Source organism: Asticcacaulis sp., from assembly GCF_047605585.1.
Taxonomy (GTDB): Bacteria; Pseudomonadota; Alphaproteobacteria; order Caulobacterales; family Caulobacteraceae; genus Asticcacaulis.
The window spans coordinates 941,611-960,429 of sequence record NZ_JASGFK010000001.1; the positions used below are offsets into that span (position 1 = coordinate 941,611).

21 protein-coding genes are annotated in these 18,819 nt (G+C 59.9%); 9 read left to right on the top strand and 12 right to left on the bottom strand.

What is annotated here, in order from left to right; translation table 11 throughout:
• Window positions 1–37: 37 nt before the first annotated feature.
• From QM647_RS04405 to rdgB, 8 genes are all read right to left on the bottom strand, one after another.
• On the bottom strand, window positions 38–1,564 hold the full coding sequence (locus QM647_RS04405; protein WP_414994255.1) for a response regulator: 1,527 nt from the start codon (window positions 1,562–1,564) through the stop codon (window positions 38–40).
• Window positions 1,565–1,649: 85 nt separating this feature from the next.
• Entirely contained in the window at window positions 1,650–3,221 is a 1,572-nt protein-coding gene (locus tag QM647_RS04410) for a YifB family Mg chelatase-like AAA ATPase (protein WP_414994256.1), read from the bottom strand.
• Window positions 3,222–3,417: 196 nt separating this feature from the next.
• Window positions 3,418–4,365, bottom strand: a complete 948-nt coding sequence (gshB, locus tag QM647_RS04415; protein WP_414994257.1) for a glutathione synthase — start codon at window positions 4,363–4,365, stop codon at window positions 3,418–3,420.
• Window positions 4,366–4,422: 57 nt separating this feature from the next.
• Window positions 4,423–4,800: a YraN family protein gene (locus QM647_RS04420; protein WP_414994258.1), complete on the bottom strand. Its 378-nt coding sequence runs from the start codon at window positions 4,798–4,800 to the stop codon at window positions 4,423–4,425.
• Window positions 4,793–5,659, bottom strand: coding sequence for a 16S rRNA (cytidine(1402)-2'-O)-methyltransferase (rsmI, locus tag QM647_RS04425; RefSeq protein WP_414994259.1), 867 nt, complete (start codon window positions 5,657–5,659; stop codon window positions 4,793–4,795). Before rsmI ends, QM647_RS04420 begins: the two co-directional genes overlap by 8 nt.
• An 11-nt stretch (window positions 5,660–5,670) precedes the next feature.
• On the bottom strand, window positions 5,671–5,952 hold the full coding sequence (locus QM647_RS04430) for a hypothetical protein (protein WP_414994260.1): 282 nt from the start codon (window positions 5,950–5,952) through the stop codon (window positions 5,671–5,673).
• Window positions 5,953–6,061: 109 nt separating this feature from the next.
• Window positions 6,062–7,222, bottom strand: a complete 1,161-nt coding sequence (gene hemW / locus QM647_RS04435) for a radical SAM family heme chaperone HemW (RefSeq protein WP_414994261.1) — start codon at window positions 7,220–7,222, stop codon at window positions 6,062–6,064.
• The gene (rdgB, locus tag QM647_RS04440) at window positions 7,219–7,830 is read right to left on the bottom strand and encodes an RdgB/HAM1 family non-canonical purine NTP pyrophosphatase (protein ID WP_414994262.1); all 612 of its coding nucleotides are present in this window, start codon (window positions 7,828–7,830) and stop codon (window positions 7,219–7,221) included. Before rdgB ends, hemW begins: the two co-directional genes overlap by 4 nt.
• 106 nt (window positions 7,831–7,936) lie before the next feature.
• Between rdgB and QM647_RS04445 the strand changes: the two genes are divergently transcribed.
• Together QM647_RS04445 and QM647_RS04450 are read left to right on the top strand one after the other, a co-directional pair.
• Window positions 7,937–8,458 (top strand): DUF2975 domain-containing protein, encoded by a 522-nt coding sequence (locus QM647_RS04445; protein ID WP_414994263.1) that lies wholly within the window; start codon window positions 7,937–7,939, stop codon window positions 8,456–8,458.
• Window positions 8,455–8,667: a helix-turn-helix domain-containing protein gene (locus tag QM647_RS04450; protein WP_414994264.1), complete on the top strand. Its 213-nt coding sequence runs from the start codon at window positions 8,455–8,457 to the stop codon at window positions 8,665–8,667. Before QM647_RS04445 ends, QM647_RS04450 begins: the two co-directional genes overlap by 4 nt.
• On the opposite strand, the gene pyrF is transcribed toward QM647_RS04450, so the two are convergent.
• The gene (gene pyrF / locus QM647_RS04455; RefSeq protein ID WP_414994568.1) at window positions 8,664–9,350 is read right to left on the bottom strand and encodes an orotidine-5'-phosphate decarboxylase; all 687 of its coding nucleotides are present in this window, start codon (window positions 9,348–9,350) and stop codon (window positions 8,664–8,666) included. The two genes, QM647_RS04450 and pyrF, sit on opposite strands and share 4 nt — an antisense overlap.
• 79 nt (window positions 9,351–9,429) lie before the next feature.
• Between pyrF and QM647_RS04460 the strand changes: the two genes are divergently transcribed.
• Complete coding sequence (locus QM647_RS04460; protein ID WP_414994265.1) at window positions 9,430–10,161, top strand: MarC family protein; 732 nt, start codon at window positions 9,430–9,432, stop codon at window positions 10,159–10,161.
• A 185-nt stretch (window positions 10,162–10,346) separates the two neighbouring features.
• Here the strand turns inward: QM647_RS04460 and QM647_RS04465 are convergent, their stop codons facing one another.
• Together QM647_RS04465 and QM647_RS04470 are read right to left on the bottom strand one after the other, a co-directional pair.
• Window positions 10,347–11,144: an SDR family NAD(P)-dependent oxidoreductase gene (locus tag QM647_RS04465; protein WP_414994266.1), complete on the bottom strand. Its 798-nt coding sequence runs from the start codon at window positions 11,142–11,144 to the stop codon at window positions 10,347–10,349.
• A 14-nt stretch (window positions 11,145–11,158) separates the two neighbouring features.
• Window positions 11,159–11,605 carry an Rrf2 family transcriptional regulator gene (locus tag QM647_RS04470; protein WP_414994267.1) on the bottom strand — a complete coding sequence of 149 codons (447 nt, stop codon included), beginning with the start codon at window positions 11,603–11,605 and terminating at the stop codon, window positions 11,159–11,161.
• Between the two features lie 197 nt (window positions 11,606–11,802).
• Between QM647_RS04470 and QM647_RS04475 the strand changes: the two genes are divergently transcribed.
• The 3 genes from QM647_RS04475 (at window position 11,803) to QM647_RS04485 (ending at window position 15,735) form a co-directional block, all read left to right on the top strand.
• A complete protein-coding gene (locus QM647_RS04475) occupies window positions 11,803–13,827 on the top strand; it encodes a potassium transporter Kup (protein WP_414994268.1) in 2,025 nt (674 codons plus the stop codon).
• Window positions 13,828–13,896: 69 nt separating this feature from the next.
• Window positions 13,897–14,397: a DUF2199 domain-containing protein gene (locus QM647_RS04480; RefSeq protein ID WP_414994269.1), complete on the top strand. Its 501-nt coding sequence runs from the start codon at window positions 13,897–13,899 to the stop codon at window positions 14,395–14,397.
• A gap of 99 nt (window positions 14,398–14,496) precedes the next feature.
• Window positions 14,497–15,735 (top strand): argininosuccinate synthase, encoded by a 1,239-nt coding sequence (locus QM647_RS04485; protein ID WP_414994270.1) that lies wholly within the window; start codon window positions 14,497–14,499, stop codon window positions 15,733–15,735.
• Window positions 15,736–15,857: 122 nt separating this feature from the next.
• Here QM647_RS04485 and QM647_RS04490 read toward each other — a convergent pair whose 3' ends face one another.
• Window positions 15,858–16,274 carry an NUDIX hydrolase gene (locus QM647_RS04490; RefSeq protein ID WP_414994271.1) on the bottom strand — a complete coding sequence of 139 codons (417 nt, stop codon included), beginning with the start codon at window positions 16,272–16,274 and terminating at the stop codon, window positions 15,858–15,860.
• A 44-nt stretch (window positions 16,275–16,318) separates the two neighbouring features.
• On the opposite strand from QM647_RS04490, the gene QM647_RS04495 reads away from it, so the two are divergent.
• Genes QM647_RS04495 through QM647_RS04505 form a run of 3 tightly spaced genes read left to right on the top strand, consistent with a single transcriptional unit; the run spans window position 16,319 to window position 18,815 of the window.
• On the top strand, window positions 16,319–17,230 hold the full coding sequence (locus tag QM647_RS04495) for a diacylglycerol/lipid kinase family protein (RefSeq protein ID WP_414994272.1): 912 nt from the start codon (window positions 16,319–16,321) through the stop codon (window positions 17,228–17,230).
• Complete coding sequence (locus QM647_RS04500; protein WP_414994273.1) at window positions 17,227–18,033, top strand: phosphatase PAP2 family protein; 807 nt, start codon at window positions 17,227–17,229, stop codon at window positions 18,031–18,033. Before QM647_RS04495 ends, QM647_RS04500 begins: the two co-directional genes overlap by 4 nt.
• Window positions 18,030–18,815, top strand: a complete 786-nt coding sequence (locus tag QM647_RS04505; RefSeq protein WP_414994274.1) for a metallophosphoesterase family protein — start codon at window positions 18,030–18,032, stop codon at window positions 18,813–18,815. The genes QM647_RS04500 and QM647_RS04505 overlap by 4 nt, the downstream gene beginning before the upstream one ends.
• Window positions 18,816–18,819 lie beyond the last annotated feature (4 nt).

Here is an 18,819-nt window from a genome sequence, read left to right on the forward strand (position 1 = left end):
CATTTAAAAGGAAGGTATGGGGCTTCGACATTTTAGTCTAGGCGGATTTCGCCGCGCGCTGTTCGCCGCTCCAGGTCTGCAGGCGGTGGCGCAGCGCCGTGATCTCGATCGGCTTGGTCAGGAAATCGTTCATGCCGGCATGGATGCTGGCGCGGCGATCTTCCTCATAGGCATTGGCAGTCAGGGCGATCACCGGTGTGCGGACTCCCATGGCGCGGATTTCACGCACCGCGCCGAGTCCATCAATCCCCGGCAGGCCCAGGTCCATGAAAATGAGGTCGAAGCGATTGTTTTTGACGATATCGATAGCTTCTTCGCCGGAGGAGGCGCGCTCGACACGGCAGCCTTCGCGCTGGAGCAGAATCTGCGCCAGCAGGGCATTGACGGGATTGTCCTCGACCAGCAGCACGGTCTTGTTCGGTGCGGACTCGCTGACGATGCGCTCATCGTCATTCTGCGGCTTCGGCGCGATCTTCGTTTCCTGGTCGTCAAGCGTATCCAGACGTTCCAGCAGGGAGGAGCGACGCAACGGCTTGATCAGGTACCCAGCCCAGCCCTTTTCGCGCCAGGCGGCGATTTCGTCACGCTGTTCGGGGGCCAGCAGGATCAAGGCACGTTCGCAAGGCGCCGGCGCAGGGCCATCAGCAAAAGCGGCACGATCTGCGAGTACAATGACGCCGGCAGCCGGCGTGTCAGTCCGGTCGACCTGCATCAGCTGGCAGTCACCGGCCGACAGATGGCTTTTCGCCCCTTCGGTCAGGATTTCATTATTGCTGACCAAGGTGACGATGTTGGAGGACAAGGTCTGGGTGGCACCCTGATTCAGGCCATAGGGCGCACGGAATTCGACGGTGAAAATCGAGCCCTTGCCGACCTCGCTTTCGAGGGTCAGCGTACCCTCCATCGCCTCGACCAGTTTCTTGACGACCACAAGCCCAAGGCCGGCGCCGCCATAACGCGTGGCATGGCTGGTTTCCACCTGACCGTATTCTTCAAAGATGCGGACGCGGGCCTCTTCGGGAATGCCGGCGCCCGTATCGCGCACACTGAAGCGCACTAGGCCAGCCTCAGTCAGGCCAACATGGATCAGCACGCCGCCGTTCGTGGTAAACTTGATGGCATTGCCGGCGAGATTGAACAGGATCTGGCGCAGGCGGCCTTCGTCGGCATGGATATAGCCCAGGCGCGGATCGAGCGCCCACGCCACCTCAATGCCATTGGCGTAGGCGCGCGGCGACAGAAGCTCAGCCACGCTTTGCAACAACGGCTCCAGATGGACTTCAGTTGTTTCCAGCGCGATGCGGCCGGCGTCCATGCGGGCATAGTCGAGCAGGTCATTGACCAGGGTCAGCAGATGTTCGCCGGAGTCCTGCGCCGTCTGGACATAGGAGGCTTGGTCGGGGGAAAGCGGGGTCTTGGTCAGCAGGGACAACATGCCCATGACGCCATTGAGCGGCGTGCGGATTTCATGGCTCATCAGACGGAAGAAGTCTTCCCGCGCCTTCATGCGCTCTTCGGCCGATAGGCGCTCTTCCGAATCCGGGTCGGCAAGGGAAATGGGCATAGGAATTTTTCCGCCTGAGTGCTTCTGACCCGACGCAGCGTAAAGGCAAAAGGTTAAGTTAGCTCAAAGGCCGGTTGAAAAAGTATCAAAATACCACATTCACCTGTGTTTGGCCCTGCATCCGGCTTTCAACCTGATCGTCCGTAGACGCCTTGCGGCGATAGGCCAGAGCTTCGGCGATATGCCGCCGTAACACTGAACCGGACTGTTCCAGATCGGCAATGGTGCGCGCCAGGCGCAGGGTGCGCGTCCAGCCCCGCGCGCTGAGACCAGTCTGCTGCGCCGCCTGGGTCAGCAGAGCCTTGCCACTGTCATCCAGCGCACAGATCTGCTCCAGGCCCGCGCCATAGGCCGTGGCATTGAGGCCATTATCGTGCGCCAGGTTCAACTGGCGGGCACGATCTAACTGGATGTCACGCGCCGCCAGAACACGGGCAGCGACCTCTTTGGAGCCTTCGGCCGGCGCTGGCAGGGCCAGGTCCATGGCGGTGACCGGCGGGACATCGATCTGCAGGTCAATGCGATCCATCAAAGGCCCCGATACCCGGCTCTGGTAATCCTTCAGGCAGCGCGGGGCCTTGCCGCAGGCCCCCTTGCCCACGCCGCCATACCCACAGCGACAGGGATTCATCGCCGCCACCAGCTGGACCCGCGCTGGATATTTGACGTGATGATTAGCCCTTGCGACGATAATTTCATTAGTCTCTAGGGGCTGGCGTAAAGAATCCAGGGCCTGCGGTGAAAACTCCGGCAGTTCGTCAAGAAACAGCACGCCATTATGTGCCAGCGATACCTCACCCGGCTTGGCGCGCATACCGCCGCCGGTCAGGGCCGCCATCGAAGCCGAATGGTGGGGCGCACGGAAGGGCCGTTCACGCGTCAGCTCGCCCTTGGCGATCAGCCCGGCCATCGACCAGACCTGCGAGGTTTCCAGCAACTCGCGTGAGGTCAGCGGCGGCAATATGCCCGGCAGTCTCTGGGCCAGCATCGACTTGCCGGAACCTGGCGGCCCGACAAACAATAGGTTATGACCGCCCGCCGCGGCGATTTCGAGCGCGCGCTTGGGAACCTCCTGCCCCTTGACCTCATTGAGATCGAGCGGTTTGGTGGATGCCCTCACCTCACCCGGTACCGGCGGATTGAGCACGGCATGGCCCTTGAAATGGTTGATCAGGGCAATCAGTGATGCCGGCGCCAGAATACCGACAGTACCGGCCCAGGCGGCTTCGGCGCCATTTTCCGCGGGACAGATCAGCCCCATGCCGAATTCCGAGGCGGCGATTGCAGCCGGCAGGGCGCCGCTGACCGGTGCGATGCGCCCATCCAGCCGCAGTTCGCCGATACAGACATAGTCTGACAGAGCGTCTTCAGGGATCAGCCCCATGGCCGTCATCAGGGCCAGGGCAATCGGCAGGTCGAAATGCGAGCCTTCCTTGGGCAAATCCGCCGGAGACAGGGCTGCCACGATCCGTTTCCCCGGCAGGCTCAAACCCATGCCGGCAAAGGCGCCACGCACCCGCTCCCGACTTTCGGCCACCGCCTTGTCACCCAGGCCCACGACCTGAAAACCGATCTGACCATTGGTGAGCACAACCTCGGCCTCGACCCGGCGCGCCTCGGCGCCTTCAAACGCAATAGTGGTAATCCGCGCCGGCATACTGTCCCCTCTTGGTATCTGACCGCCTATCCGCTGGTACGCCTATACTGGAATTATCCACAGTCTAGTGCGCGGAAAAATACAAATCAAGAACAAAAATGGAACAAAGGCGCATTTTATCAACCCTGCCTTGCGGAGGGGGATTCAGAATGCCCATTTTACTGTTTATCGACGGGAAACCGGCCTCTTTATCAGGTCAGTTCTGGAGCGTCTCGGCGATGCGATCCCACAAAATCTCGCCGGCATCAACCCCTTCGAAGGCCTTTAATTGCACGGCACCGGTGGGCGAGGTGACATTGATCTCGGTCAGGTAATCGCCGATCACGTCAATACCCACAAACATAAGGCCTTTTTCCTTGAGCACCGGCTTGAGGATTTCGCAGATCTCGCGATCACGTTTTGTGAGGACGAGCGGTTCGGCTGTACCGCCGACGCGCAGATTGGAACGCACGGCGCCTTCTTCCGGCACGCGATTGATGCCACCCACGATTTCGCCATCGATCAGGATAATGCGCTTGTCGCCGGCGCTGACAGCGGGAATGAATTTTTGCAGGATGACCGGCTCGCGGCTCATATTACCGAACAGCTCGATCAGGGCATCGAGATTGCGATCGCCGGCCTTGAGCTTGATGATGCCATTGCCGGCCGCGCCATGCAGGGGCTTGAGGATACAGTCGCCGTGACGTTCGAAGAAATCATGCAGGGCCACCAGATCGGAGGAGATCAGGGTCGGCGGCTGCAAACCGGGAAAACGCGTGGCCAGCAGCTTTTCCGGGGCATCGCGCACGCTGGTCGGGTTATTGACCACGAGCGTCTTCGGATGGACGGTTTCGAGAAAGTAAGTGGCGGTGATATAGGCGATATCGAAAGGCGGGTCCTGACGCATGAGGATGACGTCCAGATCATCGGCCAGATTGAGCTTTTCATACGCGCCTATGGTAACGTGATCGCCTTTCACCTCACGCAGAGTCACCTTGCGGGCACGGGCGAAAGGCTTGCCGTCTTCATAACTCAGATGTTCGGGTTGATAGACCCACAGGGTGTGCCCGCGCCGCTGCGCCGCCATCATCAGCAGGAAGGTGGTGTCGCCACCGATATTGATGTTTTCGATGGGGTCCATCTGGACGGCAACGCGCAGGCTCATAAGCGGTGTTCCTTTATGCTGGCCTCCATATGAGGCGCGGGCCTTCGCATGGCAAGCTCAGAAACGGTCTATTTTCTCAAAGGCATTGATCCGGTGCTGCGGCCAGCGGTCGGGCGCCACACTATAGAGGTCGATCGTCAAGTCGAGCCGACGCAAACGCGGCGTCTTTTCCTGCAAGGCCAGACCGACCTGCCACAGGCGTTCCTGCTGGATGGACGAGACAGTCTCAAAAGCCTCCTCATGCGAGCGGCGTTGCTTGACCTCGACCATGGCCAGGCGCGTACCCTTCTGTGCCAGGATGTCGATTTCGCCCTGGGGCATCTTGAGGCGGAAACCAAGGATGCGATAGCCTTTCAGCATCAGATGGACGAGCGCGATATATTCGGCGAGGTGACCGCGTTTATACGCCCTCGCTCCCCGAAGCGCCTTATCCACGCGCCTTGCCCTGCATCTCCAGCGCCTTCTGGTAGATCATCTTGCGCGGCAGGCCGAACATTTGCGACAGCTGCTTGGCGGCATCGGCGGGGGCATAGGTTTCCAGCGCCAGTTTCAGCGCCTCTTCGAGATTATCAGCCGAGGGCGCGGCCTCGACCGGTGGGGCGATGACCAGAACGATTTCGCCCTTCGGTTCCTGAAGTGCTGGATCGGTGACCAGTTCCGAAACCGTGCCGCGGTGGGCGGTTTCATAAAGCTTGGTCAGTTCGCGGCAGACGCAAGCCTCGCGATCACCGAGTGTGGCCAGAATATCAGTCAGGGAATCGTGCAGGCGCGGGCCGGTCTCGAACATCACCAGGGTGGCCGGTTGAGCGGTAAATTCGCTGAGGAAGGTCTTCCGCACGGCCGACTTATTAGGCAGGAAGCCGGCGAACAGAAAGCGGTCGGTCGGAAGGCCGGAAAGGCATAGGGCGGCCAGCACAGCCGAGGCGCCGGGGATCGGATGGACGCGGGCACCGGCCTTCTGCGCCTCGCTGACCAGCCGGAAGCCAGGATCGTTGATCAGCGGCGTACCGGCGTCGGACACCTGAGCGATGATCTGGCCCTGAGCCAGTCGGTCCAGGATTTCCGGCAGGATCTTGTCGCCGGCGTGATCGTCATAGCGCAGCAGCTTTTTCTTGAGGTCGTAGGCGGCCAGCAGCTTGCCAGCAACGCGGGTATCTTCGGCCAGCACCACATCGGCGGCGCGCAGGATATCAAGCGCGCGCAGGGTGATATCGCGCAGATTGCCGATCGGCGTGGCGACAATATAGAGGCCGGGCGAAACGGCACGCGGTGGCGGAGCGAAGAGGGATTCCATATCTGCCTAACTCAGGCCCAATACGTTAACGGATCGAAGTCGAAGGGTACGTTAGCATCTTCAATTATTTTGTACTTATCCCAACCCGCATTTCGAATGTCCTCGATAGTAGCATCTTTAACTTCCTTCTCCCCCAAAGGAAAACTTTCCGTCGCTACACCTACATTACTGGGGGATTGCCAACTATTTTCACATTCTTCGCATACCAAAAAGAGGCCGCTGATGTCTTCTTTTTTTGCGACAATAAGTCGACCCTCTTCACATTCAGGGCATATCTTAATCCAAAAACTCACGATTCACCCCGCGCAGAAAACATAAAAGCTTGGTATTGAGGCTGTCAGCTTGACAGTCAAGTTCAATGCTTGCTTCAAATAGTCCATTTACAAGCATGTCGCTATTACTTTACCCCAGAAGCTCGAACAGCAGCCGGTCCAGCACCACACGGCCCTTTTCTGTAGCGCGCAAACGATCTTGCGTTAGTTCCATAAACCCCTGTTCGATCAGGGGAGTGGCTTTCTCAGTGATCGACAGGTTCGGCAGGCGGTTCAGCGCCACGCCCTCGACCAAACGCAACCCCAGCATCAGGGCCTCTTCTTCGGCTTCGGAAGGCGTCAGAGGTATGGCTTCGATAGGGTCGGCAGCGGCGGTATAGGCCTTGATATCCTTTTCAGCGACCGTAGCCGTGCGGATGCCATTCCGCGTCAGGCGACCGTGGGCGCCGGGACCGATGCCCATATAGTCGACGCCCTCCCAGATCAGGACATTATGCGCTGAACGGGCGGCCTTACCACGGGCATGATTGGAGACCTCGTAGGCCTCAAAGCCCAGCGATTCCAGAACCGTCTGCGTGCGGAAATAGAAACCTTCGGCCAGTTCCTCTTCCGGCGGCGACCATTGCCCGCGCCGAACCGCCCGGCCGAAGGCGGTCGCCTGTTCGATGGTCAACTGATAGGGTGAGATATGTTCGATGCCGAGAGCTCCGGCAGCGCGCAGTTCGGCCTCCCAGGCATCAAGCGTCTGGTTGGGCAGGGCATAGATCAGATCGAGCGAGACGCGGCCAAAGACCTTTCGCGCCGTCTCGATGCCGCGGATGGCCTCGGCGGCGGAGTGGTTGCGGCCGAGGAATTTCAGCGCTTGGTCATCGAGCGATTGTACGCCGAGCGACAGGCGGTTGATACCGGCGGCGCGAAAGCCTTCATAGCGCGAAATCTCGGCATCGGTCGGGTTGGCTTCCAGCGTGATTTCAATATTGTCCGTATACGGAAAGAGTTTGCCGGCTTGCGCGATCAGTTCCGCCACCCATTCCGGTGGCAGCAGGGAAGGGGTGCCGCCGCCGAAGAAGATACTGGCCAGTTGGCGCGGACCAAGGCTTTCCGCCTGGCGGCGCATATCAGCCAGGATGGCGTCGAAGAGGGCGCGTTGCGAGGATTGTCCCCGATCCCGCGTGACGTTGAAATCGCAATAGGGGCAGATGCGTGAGCAGTAGGGCCAGTGGATGTAGAGGGAAAGAGGTGTGGCCCCCTCCGTCGCTATCGCAGGGGAGGCGGTGTTGTTTGTGATCAAAAGAGCGCCGCCCGCAATTGCTCGAAGGCGAGATGGCGGTGGCTGATCTTGTCTTTTTCTTCCGGTGACATCTCGGCGAAGGTTACATCATAACCGTTGGGGCGGAAGATCGGGTCGTAGCCGAAGCCCTTGTCGCCGCGCTTCGGAAAGACGATCTCGCCGTCAACGCGGCCCTCGAAAACGGCCGCATGACCTTCCGGCCAGGCCACGGCCAGGGCGCAGGTGAACCACGCCCGGTGGTTGGTCTTACCCTTCGCTTCGAAGGCAATCCGCATCTTGTGCTCGATCACCTCCATGGCGCGGTCGAAGTCCTTGTAAGGCCCTGCCCAACGTGCGCTGTAGATACCGGGATCACCATCCAGCGCTTCAATGCTCAGCCCGGAATCGTCGGCCAGGGCCACAAGGCCGGCGCTCATGGCGGCATGGCGAGCCTTGAGAATGGCATTGCCGATAAAGCTGACTTCAGTTTCCGGCGGTTCCGGCAGGTTCAGTGAGCCGGCGGTGATCACTTCATAGCGGCCTTCCAGCATGGCGGAAATCTCGACTGCCTTGCCGGGATTGTGCGTGGCGGCGATCAGTTTCTGGCCGGGGATCAGGTGCAGGGGCATATGCGTCCTCTCGTTTCGTCGCCTTCTAACCTATCCTTACAAATAGGTCACTTGTGTTTTAAGTCCCGGTTGTGACAGGATAAATGAAGAAGTTGAGGACCATGCCATGCGTTTTCTGGGGCCGCGCTCCATTTCCAGCCTGCTGAAGACGGCGCTCGATGTCGTCTATTACGGGCTGTTCAGCCTGGTGGCGGCCGTGGTGGCCCTGTCGGTCTGTCTGCTGACCGTGCCCAATCTGGCCTCGGAAGCGGTGCGGCGGTTCGATGTCGATGCCAGTCTTTCGGCGGGGTCGATGGCCTTCATGCTGCTGGCGTTCGGCGCCTCGCTCGCCGGTTATCTGCTGATCATGCACTGGACGCGCAAGATCTTCCATACGCTGGCGGAAGGCGATGTCTTCCATCCCGACAATACCATCCGCCTGCGCTGGATCGGCACCGGCCTGGGCGCGCTGGAAGTCTTCGGCTATCTGGCGCGCGGCGTGGCCTCAGGTGTCTTCCACCTGCATTTTGAACCGATCTACGGCCTGCGCGCGGTGACGACCTGGTTTACCGTTTTGGTCGTCTTCGTGCTGGCGGAAGTCTTCAAGGAAGGCGCCCGCCTGCGTCAGGAAGTGGATCATACCATATGATCAGGCTGAAATTAGCCGAGATGCTGGCCCGCAAGCGGCTGTCGATCGTCGAGCTGTCGGATCGCTCCGGCATCAGCGTCCGCGATCTCGAAGTGCTGCGCGACCAACAGGCCATGGCCCTGCGTCTGCGCACGCTCGATTGCCTCTGCCGATCGCTTGGCTGTACACCCGGCGATCTGCTCGAATATGCAACGGATGAGGAAGCTTAAACCTTCTGTATCGCTGCCAGGATCGCTTGCGTAGCGGCCACCTGATCGGCGACGCGCGTGATTGGGCGGCCGACCACCACATGCGAGGCGCCATTTTTAAAGGCGTCTTCCGGCGTGGCGATCCGCTGCTGGTCGTCGACCGAAGCGCCCACCGGACGCACACCCGGCGTCACGATCAGGAACTCGGCCGGCACGCGGGCGCGGATCATCGCCGCCTCATGCGGAGAGGCCACCACGCCATCCATGCCGCATTCGACCGCCTGATCAACGCGGCGCAGAACCAGATCGGCCAGCGGCACGCCGTAGCCCATCTCATCGAGATCGGCTTGCGTCAGTGAGGTCATCACCGTGACGCCAATCACCTTAGTCTTCGGATGGCGCCCCTTGATCGCCGCCTTCATCACCTGCGGTTCGGCGTGAACGGTCAGCAGATCGCAGGCGCCGGATGAGGCGGCCTTGGCGGCGCCTTCCACCTGTGCGCCGATATCGTGCAGTTTCCAGTCCTGGAAAACCTGTTTGCCCTGCGCCGCCAGTTCTTCGCATAGCGTAAGCCCACCCTGAGCCAGAAGGGTCAGGCCGATCTTGTAATAACTGACGTTATCACCGAGCGTCTTCACCAAAGCACGGGCCGAGGCCAGATCGGGTTCGTCAAGGGCAACGATCAGGCGGGGATCGGCTTTCAGCATGGTGACACCTGTAACAAGGGGTTGCGGCAAAGGGCGAATTGCTGTGAGGTACGGCAATTCTTCCGTGGGCTGCCAAATGACTCTCATTGAGTTCTACGTCAACTTTTTCATCACGCTTTTCGCCCTGATCGACCCGATCGGCAATGTGCCCATCTTCGCGGCCGCCACCCAGAGCCAGAGCAAGGCTTCGCGCCGGCTGATCAGCCTCTATATCTCGATCTTCACCGCCCTGATCCTGACCGTCTTCTTCTTCGCCGGCCTCAGCATATTGAAATTTTTCGGTATTTCTATGGACGCCTTCCGCATTGCGGGTGGGCTTCTGCTGTTCCTGATGGGCCTGGAAATGGCTCGCGGCGACTTTATCGAGACCTTTACCCGCGCCGATGAAGTAGCGCATGGCGGCGATCCGGCCTCCGGTGTCCAGCCCCTCGGCCATCGTGAAAAGGCGAAAAATGCCTTTGAAAAACTGGTGGTGCCCTTTGCTTTCCCGCTGATGGTAGGGCCAGGCACGATTTCGACTGTGGTCATTCAGGCCGGCGAAGCGCAGAAACTGGGCATAGTCGGCCTCGCCATCGGCGTGGCGGCCATCTGCACCACCGCCTTTGCCGTGCTGCTGACCCTGCTGTTCGCCAACTCGATTTCACGCATTTTCGGCCGCGTTGGCATGGTGGTGGTGGTGCGGGTTCTCGGTCTGATCCTGTGCGCCCTGTCGGTGCAGATCATCATCTCCTCAGTCAGCGAGATCACGCATAATCTGATCCTGCCGTCAGCGGCTCATCCCTATGAGAGCGGAACACATCACCGTTAGTAAGGGGTAACCACGAAAAACACGAAAAGCACGAACGGATGCTTGCTGATACTTTTCAGCCCGCAGGGCGAGCAATCGTTAGCATTCAGATTCAATTGCAAGGCGCTTCGCGCAGGCGAGGCCAAGGAATTTTTGTGCTTTTCGTGTTTTCCGTGGTTAAGCCTTCAGGCCACCATCCACGCGCCTCAGCGATCCATTTTCCTTAACTGGCTGGCTTCCAGTTCCATCGTCCAGTCATCCGGCAATACCTTGAGGAATGCGGCTGCCGCCTTGTTCGGCGCGCCGGGCACACAGGCGGCACGATTGGCTTCGGCGGCCACATAGCCCTCACGCGCCACCTCATCGGCGCCCATCCACGCCCATTCCGGCACGCGCTTGCTCAGTTTCGAGCCGCCGTTCATCGCCTCATGGAATTCCGAATAGGTAAAGCCGGGGCAAAGCGCCGTCACATGCACACCATGATCGCGCATTTCGAGATGCAGGCTCTGCGAGAAACGCGTCAGGAAGGTCTTGATCGGACCGTAAAGCGTATCGCCCGGCGAGGCCGGCAGGAAACCGGCCAATGAGGCCACATTGACGATACGACCGAATTTCTGCTCCACCATGCCCGGCAGGAAGCGATGCGACAGCTCCATCGGCGCCGTCATCATCACCTGCATCAGTGCCTGATGATTTTCCAAAGCATTACCGATAAAGCCACCGGTCAGACCGTAACCGGCGTTGTTGACCAGGCCATCGACCGTGCGGCCGAGTGCCTGCAGGTCCTTCTGCAGCTTTTCCGGCGTGGTGGCATCGGCGAGATCGGCCGGCAGGGCATAGGCCTCCACGCCGAAACGCAAGGAGACCTCATCGACCAGCTTTTCCAGGCGATCGGCCCGGCGCGCCGTCAGCGCCACGTCCCAGCCGTGGGCGGCATAGGTACGGGCAAAGGCAAGGCCGATGCCGGAGGATGCGCCCGTGATCAGGACAAGACGGCGTGACAAGTTATTTTCTCGCTTTATGCCGGAACTTCGACCGGCAGTTCGGCCGTGTGCTTGAGCATGTCCGCCACGGTAAAGGTCGAAAGGCTTTGCGCTGCCGCCATATTGGCCGCCGTCATGGCCTCATTAACCGCTTTGGGAATGGCCTGGCTGACCGGGCAGCCTTCGGCACCTAACGGCACGGACCCCAGGTGCGCGCAGCCATTGACCGCCTTCAGCACCTCGTCCAGCCGGATCTGTTCCGGCCGCTTCAGCAGCCAGGCCCCGCCAGAGACGCCTGAACAGGTGGCCAGCAGGCCGGCCCTGGCCAGTTGAGTGGTCATACGGCGGATAACGACCGGGTTTGTCGGGATCGATGCGGCGAGCACAGAAGAAGATACCGCCTGTTCACGAGAATAGGCGTTACGGTGAGCCAGGTAGGCCAGCGTGTGGGCGGCCACGGGAAATCTTTGACTATCAGACATTTGCCTAACTTTTATACGACATTTTGCGACCCATTGATAGAGGGGCGAACGCCCATACGCCCCGCCTCAGCCGGAATCCGTCGAGAATCCAGATTGAATATGGTAATAAATAGGCGTAATAGCGCCGGGTTCAAGCGAGGGCCTTCCAGAGTGACTATGTGTCATCTTGTGTTTTTGGTGCCCTCAGGAGAGTATGCATGATCGGGGATACCCCTTCCGAGGCGTCGAATTCGTCGGCCGCTTCGGACACAGCCGGCGCCAGTGCGGAAGCCGTCACAGCGGCCAACTGCGCCGCTCCTCAGCCCAATCCAGGCAATACCCCAAATCCCGAAGCCGAAGCTGTGTCCAGCCATGGCCATGGCAGTGAGGGCTTCTGGGCGCTGGCCGTTGGCTCCATCGGCGTCGTTTTCGGTGATATCGGTACCAGCCCGCTCTACGCCATGCGCGAGGCCCTGTTCCATACCCGCGAAGGCACCAATGCCGAACTGGCAGTCAAGGGCGTAATTTCGCTCGTCTTCTGGGCGCTGGTCATGGTCGTGACCGTCAAATACGTCCTGTTCCTGATGAAGGCGGACAACAAGGGAGAAGGCGGCACCCTGGCCCTGATGGCGCTGACCCAGAAGGCGCTCGGCAAATATTCGCCCACCGTCTTCTTCCTCGGCATCTGCGGCGCGGCGCTGTTCTATGGCGACGGCATCATTACCCCGGCGGTTTCCGTGCTGGGCGCAGTCGAAGGCCTGAAGGACGCCCCCGGTCTTGGCGGGCAGGTGCATCACCTGATTGTGCCCATATCGGCGGTGATCCTGATCGGCCTGTTCATGGTGCAATCCAAGGGCACGGCCAAGGTGGCCGGCTTCTTCGGGCCGCTTACCGTGGTATGGTTCCTCGTGCTTGGCGGACTTGGCCTCTATCACATTTTTGACCAGCCGGGCATTCTGGTCGCTCTTATGCCGCAATACGGCATCGAATTCCTGTTCGCCAACGGCTTTGTCGGCTTCGTTATCCTGGGCTCTGTCTTCCTGGCCGTTACTGGCGCCGAGGCCCTCTATGCCGATATGGGTCATTTCGGCAAGAAGCCGATCCAACGCTCGTGGCTGTTCTTCGTCCTGCCCTGCCTGACCCTGAATTATCTCGGTCAGGGTGCGCTGACCCTCGCCGATCCATCGGCGCGTGAAAACCCCTTCTGGCGCATGGTGCCGGAAGTCGCCTATTGGCCGGTCTTCATCCTCGCCACCATGGCCACGGTCATCGCCTCGCAGGCCGTCATCACCGGCGCCTTCTCTATCACCCAGCAGGGCGTCCAGCTCGGTCTCCTGCCGCGCATCGATATCAAGCGCACCAGCGAGACCCAGGCCGGCCAGATCTTCGTGCCGCAGATCAATACCATGCTGATGATCGGCGTGCTGGTCCTGCTGTTCGCCTTCCGCTCTACCGACCGCCTGACCTCGATGTACGGCATCGCCGTCACCGGCGCCATGATGGTCGATACCCTGTTGGCCTATGTCTTCCTGCGCCATGTCTGGAAATGGAAGCGCTGGCAGGCCTGGCTGCTGGTCGCGCCCGTCGGTCTATTGGACCTCGTTTTCTTCGGCTCCAACCTGCTGAAAATCCCGCAGGGCGCCTGGCTGCCCTTGCTGCTGGCCAGCCTGCTGGTCCTGATCATGCTGACCTGGGCCACCGGTACCCGCACCCTGACCGAAAAGTCGAAGCGCGATAGCGTGGCCCTGCTCGACCTGGTCGACATGCTGAAGAAGCGCCCGCCACACCGCGTGGCCGGCACCGCCATCTTCCTGACCTCCGATGCCGACGCCGCCCCCGTGGCCTTGATGCACAATCTCAAGCACAACAAGATTCTGCATGAGAAGAACATCATCCTGACGGTCAAGACGATCGGTGTGCCGCGCGTGCCGGAAGACAAGCGCGTCACCATCGAGATCATCAACGACGACTTCAAGAAGGTGACGCTGAACTACGGCTTCATGGAAAGCCCGAACCTGCCGCGCGCCCTGGGCCTCTGCCGCAAGCTCGGTCTGAAGTTCGACATCATGGCCACCAGCTTCTTTGTCGGCAAGCGCTCGGTGGTGCCTTCGGCCAATTCCGGCATGCCGCTATGGCAGGACAAGCTGTTCATCTTCCTGATGAAAAACGCCACCAACCCGACCGAGTTCTTCCATATCCCGCCGGGCCGCGTGGTCGAACTGGGCACGCAGGTGACAGTCTAGCAAGGGTCGTAACGACCCTTGACCCGTAAGCCATTCGCGGCTTAGTTGGCTTGTGTGTTGGGGGAGTAAATGTTTGGGTTTAGGTGGAAATGCCGCACCTGTGGTCAGAAGCACGACGATATACCCACTTGCTTCGGGATCGAAGCCCCTTGGCGAGCCTTTGTATCCGAGCAGGAGTTCGAACAAAGGGTCGAGCTGACCAAAAGCCTTTGCGTCGTCGATGGCGAGCATTTCTTCATTAGAGGTCATGTCGAAATACCGATTATCGGCCATCACGAAAACCTCGCCTTTTCGGTCTGGAGTTCATTGAGCGAGGAGAGCTTCGTCGACGTCAATGAGCATTGGGATGATCCAAATCGCGCTGCCTGCCCGCCCTATTTCGGATGGCTGTCCAGCCCTATCACGCCATATGGAAACGTCATCAATCTGCCGCTCTCCGTCCAGTCGCGCAAACCGGATATGGTCCCGTTGTTCACAATCAGACAAGCTGAACATCCCTTGGCCATAGATCAAAGAGATGGGATCGCAATACGGCGCTGGCATGAAATTGCCTTGGCTGTCATGCGTTAGTCGCACATTAGGCCTTGCATCCGCCCCCCCAAAACCTTAAAGCGCGCGGGACTGTTTTTAACCCCCTCCCCGCCTTCTGCCTTTAGAAAGCCCGCGCCCATGTCTGCTTCCGATCAAAAGCCTGTCAAGAAAGTCGTTCTCGCCTATTCCGGCGGTCTCGACACCTCGATTATCCTGAAGTGGCTGCAAACCGAATACGGCGCCGAAGTGGTGACCTTCACCGCCGATCTCGGCCAGGGCGGCGAGATCGAGCCGGCGCGCGCCAAGGCGCTGGCGGCTGGTGTGAAGCCAGAAAACATCTTCATCGAGGACGTGCGCGAAGAGTTCGTGAAGGACTATGTCTTCCCGATGTTCCGCGCCAACACGGTCTATGAAGGCCAGTACCTGCTTGGCACCTCGATCGCCCGTCCGCTGATCGCCAAGAAGCAGATCGATATCGCCCGCAAGGTCGGCGCGGATGCCGTTTCGCACGGCGCCACCGGCAAGGGCAACGACCAGGTCCGTTTCGAACTGGGTTACTATGGCCTGGAGCCGGATATCCGCGTCATCGCCCCGTGGCGCGAGTGGGATTTCAAGAGCCGCGAAGCCCTGCTCGATTTCGCTGAGAAGCACCAGATCCAGATCGCCAAGGACAAGCGCGGCGATGCGCCCTTCTCGGTTGACGCCAACCTGCTGCACTCGTCTTCCGAAGGCAAGGTGCTGGAAGATCCGGCCGTTGAAGCGCCGGAGTTCGTCTACCAGCGCACCATTTCGCCGGAAGCCGCGCCGGACAAGCCGACCGTCTTCACCATCGATTTCGAGCGTGGCGATCCCGTCGCCATCGATGGCAAGGCCCTGTCGCCGGCCGCTCTGCTGACCAAGCTGAACGAGCTGGGTCATGATAACGGCGTCGGCCGCCTCGACCTGGTTGAAAACCGCTTCGTCGGCATGAAGTCGCGTGGCGTCTACGAGACCCCCGGCGGCACCATCCTGTTGGCGGCGCACCGCGGCATCGAGTCGATCACGCTCGATCGCGGCGCCATGCACCTGAAGGACGAGCTGATGCCGAAATATGCCTCGCTGGTCTATAACGGCTTCTGGTTCTCGCCGGAGCGTGAAATGCTGCAGGCTGCGATCGACTATTCGCAATCGAAGGTCACCGGCCGCGTCACGGTCAAGCTCTACAAGGGCAATGTCACCATCACCGGCCGCGAAAGCCCCTATTCGCTGTATGATCAGGATCTGGTCACCTTCGAAGAAGGCAAGGTGGCTTACGATCACCGCGACGCCGCCGGCTTCATCAAACTCAACGCCCTGCGCCTGCGCGTGGCGGCAAAGCGCGATCGTCGCGGTAACTAACGGGGTTTGGGGCCTGGGGCCCCAAGACTTTCCCTATCCAATAAAAGAAGCCCCGCCCTTTCTGGCGAGGGCTTTTTTATTGGAATGAAGAGGTTTTATGGGGCCGCAGGCCCCAAACTCCGTTAGCTTAACCGCCGCGCCGCCAGCGGCATAAGCTGATCCTTCGACAAGGGCGCCAAAGGCAGGTCCGCCACATTCGACGGATCGATCCACCGCCGCTCGACAATCTCCGCCGCGACCTCGACATCGTGCGAAATCTCGACCCAGAAGGCCTGAGACAAGACGCTGAAGCCCGTCTCATGTACGGCAGGCGCGCTGAATTCGCCGAGATATTCGGTATCTTCCGGCATCACTGTCAGGCCGATCTCTTCCAGAAGCTCCCGCCTCAAGGCCTCGATGGCCGTCTCGCCCGCATCTATCTTACCGCCCGGCTGAATGAACGTATCGGACCCCCGCTTGCGCACGACCAGAGCCCGCCGGTGCACCCGATCGATCACCAACCCCGTGGCCAGGTGTATAAGCTTCGTTCCGTTCACCATGCCTCACATTGATTCCTTACAGAGTAAGCTCTTACGCCAGACTTATGACCGTGGACAGCTTCAATATCCTGATCAATCGCAAATCCGGCACCGTGCTCAGCATGGGCGAACCCGCCATCGAAGCGGCCATCATGGCCAGCGAAATTCCCGTGGCCGAGCTCTGTATGTCCGATCCGGAAGATATGCAGGTCAATCTCGAACGCCTCACCCAGAAACCCGAGCGCCTGCTGATCGGCGGCGGTGACGGCACCATCCGCGAAACGGCAAAATACCTGGCCGATCACGGCAAGGCCTTCGGTGTCCTGCCCTTCGGCACCATGAACCTGCTGGCCGTCGATCTCGGCTTTACCTCCCTGCCGCAAGCGCTGGAAGCCTATGCCACAGGCACCCGCGAAGAACAGATGGATGCCGGCTTCGTCAATGGTGAAATCTTCCTGTGCTGCGCCAGCATCGGCACCATGCCGCAGGCCTCCGTCTACCGCGAGGCCCGGCGCATGACCAACAAGTTCCTGCTGCTGCCGCAGATGTTCTTCTTCGTGGCCGACAATATGCAACGCCACGGCCGCGAACGCATCGTGGTCGAAGAAAACGGCAAGATGACCAAATACCGCACACCGGCCGTGGTCATTTCCGCCAACCGTTTCGCCGACTCGGAAAAGCTGACCGAGAGCAATTTCAAGCGCGTCTCGCTCTCCGGTGGCGAACTGGCCGCCTATATCTTCAGCACCAAATCACCCACCGGCCATATCCGTCTGCTGTGGCGGCTGATCTTCGGTCACTGGCTGAAGGACCCGGACCTGATCGAGCGCACCGGCACACGCTTCAAGATCTGGAGCCAACACCACAAGCCACTGGTCTCAATCGACGGCGAAGTAATGCGGCTGAAATCTCCGCTCGAATTCACCCTGAAACCGGATCATGTGCATGTGCTGCTGCCGGCAGGTGATACACGATGACAGCAAAACACTGGCTGGAAGTCAGGATGAAGCGGCTGCCTGCACCGCTTCGTCAGGAATGGCGAGCTCTGCTGCTGTTCGGCGCAATACTCCTTATCGCCACCTGGCTCTGCCTTGAAGTCATCGGAGAGGTCTTCCTCGATGACGTCATCTTCGCCCCTGACCAGGCGGTTTATTCAGCGCTGCAGCGCGTGCGGTCACACTGGCTCGACCAGATAATGACCGCCATAACGGAACTGGGCGATGCAACCGTGGTGATCGCCGTTACTACGACCGTCGGAGTCTGGCTTCTCCGCGAACGGGCCTGGCATACCTTGATCTATTGGTTAATGGCGACAGGTGGCGGGTCGCTCATCAATTCCGCTATAAAGATCGGCCTTCATCGCGCCCGGCCCGGCGACATGCAATATGATGGAATCAGTGTCTTCTCTTTTCCCAGCGGCCATTCGACGACAAACGCCGTGCTCTATGGTTTCCTGATCATCATTATGTCGCGCAACCTGCCTTTCATCGCACGTATACCTGTTGTTACAACGCGTGTGCTTCTGGTGGGACTGATTGCTTTTTCTCGGCTTTACCTCGGTGCACACTGGTTGTCGGATGTCGCCGGCGGGCTGTTTTTCGGCACAGCCTGGCTTGCCCTGTTAGGCTTTTTCTACATGTGGCGTCCAGGCGAACCCGTTGAGCCCCTGAAGCTGCTGACTATAACTGCGGTCACACTGGTCATCGCCGGAAGTCTGAACATTCTTTTTCATCACAGCGCGGACATGGCGCGCTATGCCGTACAAAGGGCCATTCCGTGAAAATAGCCCATATCTCCGATCTGCATTTCGGCGCCCACGATCCAACCGTGCGTGACGCCCTGCTGGCGCACCTGATCGATGCCAGTCCGAATCTGGTGATTGCCAGCGGCGATATCACCCAGTCGGCCACCGATGTCGAATTTGCCGCCGCCCGGGTCTTTTTCGACGAACTGCCGATGGAGGTCTTCGTCATTCCTGGCAATCACGATTTGCCGGGAATGGACCTGACGCGCTTTATCAATCCCTTTGGCCGCTACCGGCACCATCTGATCAGTGAGCTGAACCCGGAACTGGCGGCCGGGCCGGTCCATATCAAGGGCATAAATACCGCCCGCCGCGTCCTGCCGCACTGGAACTGGGCCAATGGCGCGGTCAGTGATGTCCAGCGGCAGGACATTGCCCGGACCTTCGCCACCGCCAGCGCGCCCTGGCGCATCCTGGTCCTGCACCATCCACTGATGAGTCCGAAGGAATTCCCGCTCGATGTCACGGTCTTCAACGGCCAGGCCTTGCTGAGCACCATCGCCGAGCAACGGATCGATATCGTGCTCGCCGGTCACCAGCACCACGCCTATATCGAAACGCGCCAGGATACCGACCACAAGACCCTGTTCGTCAGCGCCTCGACCGCCATGTCGACCCGTATCCGCCGCCAGCCGCAGGGTTTCAACCTGCTGGAACTCACCGACACCACCTTGCGTATCGACCAACTGCACTATGCCGATGGACGCTTCACGACATTCGAGGCCTTAAGTCATGTAAAACCGGCTGTTTCACTGTAGCGTA